Raw genomic sequence first — 1590 nt, 5'->3', positions numbered from 1 at the left:
GTACATGGTGGCCGCGTTGGGGAGCAGATCGTAGCTGTCGCCGAACGTCGCCCGCGCCATGTGTGCAGGAGTGAACTGGCGCGTCGCCATGTATTGCTCGTAGGGCATTTTTGACTGCTTTGCGATGATCTGAGCCAGCAGTACATAGTTGGTCTGGTTGTAAGTGAAACGTTCTCCGGGGGCTGCGGCCATCGGGAGCCGTTGCACCGCCTGCCAGGCGTCGGCTTCGGAGCCTCCGCCGAGCAAGCCTTGCTCATCGAGGATATCCGGCAGCCCCGACGTGTGCGCCAGGAGTTGGCGCACACGGATGGGGCGCCATGCTTCAGGCAAGCCGTCGAGGTAGCGCGAGATCGGGGCATTCAGATCCACCAGGCCTGCCTCGGCCAGCTGCATCATGGCTACGCCGGTAAACGATTTCGTCGCCGAGTTGAGTGGAAATAGAGTGGTCTTAGTGGCGGGAACACGATTCTCGACGTTTGCCCAGCCATAACTCTCAGACAGCACAACGCGATCGCCTTTGATCACGGCGATCTGCATGCCGGGGATGCGCTCCTTCGCCATTGTTTCCTTCACCCGTTGCCTGGTCAGGTCGTTCGCCTGGTCCAGCGAGGTTGCCGTTGCCTGAAAAGCACAAAGGAGCAGGAGGGCGGCAGCGGCAAACGTGGTGAACCGTTGGATTCGAGGCAAGGCGAATTCTCCTGGGGTGCGGGACGAGCCAACCCGTTGGATGCTGTGACATGGCGGAGGGTTTAGAGCACCTGACACTCGCCATCCTGGCCGAACCGTAGGCGCGCGCTTTGTATCCCAATGTGTCCGGATGAGGCCTCGACACACTCGGAGACGTTTCAGCGCGCCGCTGGACACAGTCGAGACAATGTTTTTTGGTCTCCTAGCTACGTCCAACGAGCTGAGAAACGTCCATGCATAGCAACATAAAACTCCGTAGCCGGAGCCTGGCAGGCGCGACCGCCCTGGCGCTCCTTGTCGGCGCATCGAGCAGTGCGCATGCGCAATCTGCGCCCCCGTCGCCGGCCCAGGCAGCCACAACGTCGTCCGCATCGCCCGACCCGTTGGGCCCGTTGAAGCATGTCCACGCCGGCGTGCTGGACGTTGCCTATGCCGAGCTGGGTCCTGCGGATGGCCCGGTCGTGATCCTCCTGCATGGATGGCCTTACGACATTCACAGCTATGATGAGGTCGCGCCGGCGCTGGCGGCGAAAGGGTATCGCGTGCTTATCCCCTATGCGCGCGGTTACGGCGAAACCCGCTTTCTCTCCGCCAGCACCCTGCGAAATGCCGAGCCTGCTGCCCTGGGTCAGGACGTCATCGACTTCATGGACGCGCTGCACATCAAGTGCGCGGTCTTTGGTGGTTTCGATTGGGGTGCACGCTCGGCGGATATCGTCGCGGCGTTGTGGCCGGAGCGAGTGAAAGCGCTGGTGAGCGTGAGTGGCTACCTGATCGGCAGCCAGGAAGCGGGCAAGACGCCATTGCCACCCAAGGCCGAATACCAGTGGTGGTACCAGTATTACTTCACCACCGAGCGTGGTCGCCTCGGCTACGAGCAGAACCATCACGACTTCGCCAAAC

The 1590-nt window shown here is 61.8% G+C and carries 2 protein-coding genes; one reads left to right on the top strand and one right to left on the bottom strand.

The features are described from left to right. A partial coding sequence (locus AC1DSN_RS22310) for a serine hydrolase domain-containing protein (RefSeq protein ID WP_477332982.1) occupies positions 1 to 642 on the bottom strand: 642 nt, incomplete at its 3' end. Between the two features lie 278 nt (positions 643 to 920). On the opposite strand from AC1DSN_RS22310, the gene AC1DSN_RS22305 reads away from it, so the two are divergent. After that, positions 921 to 1590 (top strand): alpha/beta fold hydrolase (locus AC1DSN_RS22305; protein WP_477332980.1); only part of this gene is annotated, 670 nt, incomplete at its 3' end.

It is taken from the genome of Luteibacter sp. P4_D7_3 (genome assembly GCF_056401735.1).
The sequence above is the reverse complement of the archived record's forward strand: the minus strand, read 5'-3'. Positions and strand labels throughout refer to the sequence as shown.